Annotated in this window: 5 protein-coding genes; 3 read left to right on the top strand and 2 right to left on the bottom strand. The window is 71.2% G+C overall.

The window, feature by feature from the left end; genetic code table 11:
* On the bottom strand, positions 1-152 hold a 152-nt coding region (locus QH283_RS09845), incomplete at its 3' end, for a general stress protein (RefSeq protein WP_348538275.1).
* Positions 153-293: 141 nt separating this feature from the next.
* Positions 294-1,238 (bottom strand): HpcH/HpaI aldolase/citrate lyase family protein, encoded by a 945-nt coding sequence (locus tag QH283_RS09840; RefSeq protein ID WP_280502706.1) that lies wholly within the window; start codon positions 1,236-1,238, stop codon positions 294-296.
* A gap of 54 nt (positions 1,239-1,292) precedes the next feature.
* On the opposite strand from QH283_RS09840, the gene QH283_RS09835 reads away from it, so the two are divergent.
* The 3 genes from QH283_RS09835 to QH283_RS09825 all read left to right on the top strand — a co-directional run.
* The gene (locus QH283_RS09835; RefSeq protein WP_280502705.1) at positions 1,293-2,573 is read left to right on the top strand and encodes a magnesium transporter MgtE N-terminal domain-containing protein; all 1,281 of its coding nucleotides are present in this window, start codon (positions 1,293-1,295) and stop codon (positions 2,571-2,573) included.
* A complete protein-coding gene (locus QH283_RS09830) occupies positions 2,570-3,268 on the top strand; it encodes a DUF1003 domain-containing protein (RefSeq protein WP_414689558.1) in 699 nt (232 codons plus the stop codon). The genes QH283_RS09835 and QH283_RS09830 overlap by 4 nt, the downstream gene beginning before the upstream one ends.
* 200 nt (positions 3,269-3,468) lie before the next feature.
* Positions 3,469-4,655: lytic murein transglycosylase (locus tag QH283_RS09825; protein ID WP_432420691.1), on the top strand; the 1,187-nt coding region annotated here is incomplete at its 3' end.

Here is a 4,655-nt window from a genome sequence, read left to right as displayed (position 1 = left end):
GTCACGTTCTGCACCGGGAACTGGTTGTCGGCCAGGTAGTCGACAGCCCGCTGTGCCTCGGCGTAGGTGGGGTAGGACCCCACCGGCCAGCCCGAGGGCGGCGTCGGCAGACCCGAGCGGGCGTTGTTCGCGCTACCGAGTGGGTTCGTCATGTCCCCATTATGGAGGCCACGGCCGTCGCCACGCCGCATCCGCCACAACCACACCTGTCCGATGTGTCCGATTTCTCGTTCGGAGTGCACTCCGGCGGGCGGCATGGCGGACACGGTCGGCGTGTCATCGCGCCCCGGCGCTCACTCCGGCGGGGTGAACTTCGTGGTCCTGGCCATGCCCGCCGCGCGGCCCTTCTCCGCGACGACGGCGGCCATCTTGGCGCTGGCCTCGTCGATCATCTCCGCGCCCAGCATGACCGCGCCGCGCGCGCCGCCCGCGCCGGAGGTGTAGTAGGCGTAGGCGTCGAGGATCTCCTCGGCCCGGTCGTAGTCGGCCTGGCGCGGGCTGAAGATCTCGTTGGCCGCCTCGATCTGGGTCGGGTGCAGCACCCACTTGCCGTCGAAGCCGAGCGCCGCGGTGCGCTCGGCGGCGCGGCGGAAACCGTCCAGATCGCGGATCTGCAGGTAGGGGCCGTCGATGGCCTGCAGCCCGTGGGCGCGGGCGGCGAGCAGGATGGTCATCAGGATGTGGTGGTAGGCTTCGCGCGGCTCGTAGCCCGGCGGTTGCTCGCCGAGCACCAGGGTGCGCATGTTGATGGTGGCCATGATGTCGGCCGGGCCGAAGACCAGCGCCTGCACGCGGGGGCTCGCGGTGGCGATCTCGTCGATGTTGCGCAGGCCGATGGCGTTCTCCAGCTGCGGTTCGATGCCGATGCGGCCGACCTCGAGCCCGCAGCCGCGCTCGAGCTGGGTCAGCAGCAGGTCCAGCGCGCGCACCTGGCCCGCGTCGGTGGCCTTGGGCAGCAGGATGGCGTCGATGTGCGCGCCCGCGCCCTCGACCACCGAGATGACGTCGGAATAGGTCCACTGCGTGGTCCAGTCGTTGACCCGCACCACCCGCAGCTGGTCGCCCCAGCCCGGCTCGTTGAGCGCGGCCACGATGTTGGCCCGCGCCGCGACCTTCGCCACCGGCGCGACGGCGTCCTCGAGGTCGAGGAAGACCTCGTCGACCGGCAGTCCCTTGGCCTTCTCGATCATCTTCGGATTGCTGCCGGGAACAGCCAGAACCGAACGGCGTGGCTTCATCGCACCTCCTGTGTAACGGCGACCGTCGGCCCGGGAACCTCTAGCCTGGCAAGCATGGCAGCAACCAGGGTGTACGTCGCCAGGCTGGCCGGGCTCGTGGTGCTCGGACCGGACGGTGAGTCTATCGGCCGGGTGCGTGACGTCGTCGTGGCCGTCCGCTACGACCGTCAGTACCCGCGGGTACACGGCCTGGTCGTCGAATTGCCGACCAGGCTGCGGATTTTCGTGCCCATGCTGCGGGTGACCACCATCGAGCCAGGCATGGTCACGCTGAACACGGGCACGGTGAGCCTGCGCCGGTTCCAGCAACGGCCGGGCGAGATGCTCGCGCTCGCCCAGATCGTCGATTCCAAGGTCAGGGTCGACGACCCGGAGCTGCCCGAGGTCGCCGGGGTGGACGTGTACGTCATCGACCTGGGGATGGAGCAGCTGCGCACCCGCGACTGGCACGTCACCCGGGTTGCGGTGCGCGGCCACCGGCGCATCGGCCGCCGCCGCGACGTGCGGACGGTGGACTGGCGGCAGGTCACCGGCCTGACGCCCTACGAGATCGGCAGGCCTGGGCAGGATGTGACCCAGCTGCTCGGCCAGTTCGAGGGCCTCCGCCCCGCCGACGTGGCGCACATGCTGCGTGAGCTGCCGAAGAAGCGCCGGGTCGAGGTGGCCGAGGCGCTCGACGACGAACGCCTGGCCGACGTGGTGCAGGAGCTGCCCGACGACGACCAGATCGAGCTGCTCGGTCACCTCGAGGTCAAGCGGGCCGCCGACGTGCTCGAGGCGATGGACCCCGACGACGCCGCCGACCTGCTCGGCGAACTGCCCACCGGGGAACGCGAATCGCTGCTGGCGCTGATGGACCCCGAGGAGTCCGAGCCGGTCCGGCGGCTGTTGCAACACTCCCCCGACACCGCGGGCGGCATGATGACCCCGCGCCCGATCGTGGTCACCGCCTCCACCACGGTGGCCGAAGCGCTGGCGCGGGTGCGCAATCCCGATCTGACGCCGGCGCTGGCTTCCATCGTGTTCGTGGTGCGCCCGCCGACCGCGACGCCGACCGGCCGGTATCTGGGCTGTGTGTACACCCAGCAACTTCTCCGCGAGCCGCCGGCGCACTTGGTCGGCGGCATCATCGACACCGACCTCGCGCCGCTGCGACCGGACGCGACGCTGTCGGCGGTGACCCGCTATCTGGCCACCTACAACCTGGTCTGCGGCCCGGTCGTCGACGGAGAGGGGCACCTGCTCGGCGCGGTCAGCGTGGACGACGTGCTCGACCATCTGCTGCCGGAGGACTGGCGCGAGACCGAACAGCGTGAAGGGGTGGTGGCGCAGTGACCGACCGCACCGATCGGCGCAGACGCCTGGACACGCCCGTCTCCTCCCGCTACCGGATCGCCTGGGACGCCGAGGCGCTCGCGCGCGGCAGCGAGCAGGTGGCCCGCTTCCTCGGCACCGGGCGGTATCTGGCCATCCAGACCGTGGTGGTGGCGGTGTGGATCCTGCTCAACGTGTTCGCGGTCTCGCTGCGCTGGGACCCCTACCCGTTCATCCTGCTCAATCTGGCCTTCTCCACCCAGGCGGCCTACGCCGCGCCGCTGATCCTGCTGGCCCAGAACCGGCAGGACAACCGCGACCGGGTCTCCCTGGAGGAGGACCGGATGCGCGCCGCGCAGACCAAGGCCGACACCGAGTTCCTGGCCAGGGAACTGGCGGCGCTGCGACTGGCCGTCGGCGATGTCGCCACCCGCGACTACCTGCGCCGCGAACTGGAGGAGGTGCGCGAACTGCTGGATCGGATCGAACTGGCGACGGTGGGCCGGGACGGGGTGCGCGCGGCGGACGGCGGCGGGACCGCGGCCACGGGCAGGCCGGTGGGCAAGACGAGCGGCAAGCCGAGGAAGAAGCAGAAGGCGGCGACCCGGCTCGACGAGACCCCGGTGCGCGACACGCGGTCCGGCGACCGCAAGGACCAGACATCGGCCAAGCCATCAGCAAAATCGCAGCACACCACGCCCGGCAGTGATGATTGACCGGAAATGCTCAACAACATACTGACTCCTGGGTAGCCTGGTGTCCGTTGTCCGAAGCGCGCCCAGGGCAAGTGGTGGTGCCGGGCCGCTCCCACGACGAAGAGGATTGGTGTGGCCGAATGCGAGTTTCAGCTCCGATAGCGATGTCGGCCCTCGTAGTCGCCGGTTTGATCACCACCGGTTCCGTCGCAGGTGAACCGGTGTCCAAGGAACCTCCCGCAACCCCCGAGGCCCTGCTGGCCGCCGCCGCGGCCGACCCGGCCGCACGCGATTCCGCACCGGCGGACGGCGACTCGACATCCTCCTCGACGGTCGGCCTGCTCCCGGTCGCCCCGGAAAGCACCCGCAAACTCCGGGCAATGGATCCGACCGCCGACGCGGGCCTGCCGCCGTTCGCCGGAACCGTTCCGCTACGCGAGATCTCACTACCGAACACCGGCGGCGTGCTCGGCATCCCGGAGATCGTGCTGGCCGCCTACCGCAACGCCGAACTGGCGATGGAGTCCGCCATGCCCGGCTGCGGGCTGCGCTGGAATCTGCTGGCCGGTATCGGGCGCATCGAGTCCGCGCACGCGAGCGGCGGACGCACCGACGCCGCGGGCACCACGGTCAACCCGATCTTCGGCCCCGCGCTGGACGGCACCCTGCCCGGCAACGAGATCATCAAGGCCGCCGACGGCAGCTATGTGCGCGCCATCGGCCCCATGCAGTTCCTGCCCTCCACCTGGAGCCGCTACGCCGCCGACGGCAACGGCGACGGCGTGGCCGACCCGCACAACGTCTTCGACGCCGCGCTGGCCGCGGGCAAGTATCTGTGCTCGGGCGGGATGAATCTGGCCGACCCGCAACAGGAACTACGCGCGGTGCTGCGCTACAACAACTCGATGGCCTACGCGGCCGACGTGCTGAGCTGGTCCAACGCCTACCGCACCGGCGGCGCGCCGCGCCAGGTCACCATCTCCCCCGAGCTGATCCCGCCGGGTTCGGCCCCCGTGCTCGCCGCGCCGCCCGACCAGGACATGACCGCCGTGGACACCGACGCGCCCACCGCGACCAAGGCGCCGCAGCATCCGTCCGAGCTGCCGCCCGGCACCACGGTCACCCCCGGCCCCAGCCCGGAGCAGACCTTCATCAACATCCCCGGCCTGCCGCCGATCCCGTGCGGCATCTTCTGTCCGCCGCCCGCGCCGGATCCGTGCGAGCGGGTCGCCGTCCCGGCCCCCATGCCCGACCCGGTGCTGCCCGCGCGCCCGCTGACCGGCTTCGAGTTCGGTCAGCCGGGGACCGAGCCCGCCGAGCGGGCCGCGGGTCCCGACCCGGCCTGCGCGACGCCCGACGAGCGGACCGCCGCCGAGGACCCCGCCGCACCCGCCGAGCCGCAACAGAC

Origin of the sequence: Nocardia farcinica (assembly GCF_029867845.1) — a bacterium.
Taxonomy (GTDB): domain Bacteria; phylum Actinomycetota; class Actinomycetes; order Mycobacteriales; family Mycobacteriaceae; genus Nocardia; species Nocardia farcinica_A.
Note: the sequence above shows the minus strand (reverse complement) of the source record. Positions and strands in the feature narration are given on the sequence as shown.

Excerpts from the sequence above, each read along its gene's own strand:
- QH283_RS09840 (WP_280502706.1), bottom strand. The coding sequence starts at position 1,238 with ATGAAGCCACGCCGTTCGGTTCTGGCTGTTCCCGGCAGCAATCCGAAG.
- QH283_RS09835 (WP_280502705.1), top strand. The coding sequence starts at position 1,293 with ATGGCAGCAACCAGGGTGTACGTCGCCAGGCTGGCCGGGCTCGTGGTG.